Here is a 710-nt window from a genome sequence, read left to right as displayed (position 1 = left end):
CGGCGCCGGCGGGGCCGGCGGGGCCGGTGGCGACGGCGGCACCGCCGGCTTCGGCAGTGGCGCGGCCGCCAGCGGCGGCGCTGCAGGTAGGGGTGGCAGCGGCGGGACCGGCGGCGCCGGCAGTGCCGGCGGTGCGCTTGCCATCAACGGTGGATCTGGCGGCGCGGGCGGCCACGGCGGCCAGGGCGGCATGAGCGGTTTGAACACCAACGGCCTCAGCTCGGTCAGCGGTGCCGGCGGTGACGGAGGCCAGGGCGGCGCCGGGGGCGCCGGCGCATCCAACACGCTGGGTCCGGCGGGCAATGGCGGCGACGGGGGTGCCGGAGGTGACGCCGGCTTGGGCGGTGTTGCCAACCTGGGCGGGCTCGTCGGTGGCGCCGGGACGGGCGGCACCGGTGGCGCGGGTGGCGCAGGAGGGAACGGCGCGAGCGTCGCACTTGACGGCTTCGGTGGCGGAAAAGGCGGCCAGGGCGGGGCGGGCGGCAGCGCAGACACCGGCGGTGTCAACGGCAGTGGCGGCACGGGTGGCCGCGGCGGCGACGGCGGGGCCGGCAAGGCGGCCCTAGCCGGCACCGGAGGCACCGGCGGCAGTGGCGGGCTCGGCGGAGAGGGCGGCAACGGAGGCAATGCCGGCACCGGCGCCGGTGCTGCGGGTGCCGGCGGAACGGCGGGCGGCGGCGGTACCGGCGGGGCCGGCGGCGCTGGCGGCA

General features: G+C 80.3%; 1 pseudogene. It reads left to right on the top strand.

Features of this window, described 5'->3' with window-relative positions:
- Positions 1 to 710 (top strand): annotated as a pseudogene (locus AO501_RS38215) (PE family protein); the annotation flags it as partial.

Origin of the sequence: Mycobacterium gordonae, assembly GCF_001417955.2 — a bacterium.
Classification (GTDB): domain Bacteria; phylum Actinomycetota; class Actinomycetes; order Mycobacteriales; family Mycobacteriaceae; genus Mycobacterium; species Mycobacterium gordonae_B.
This window is presented reverse-complemented; position numbering and strand designations above follow the sequence as displayed.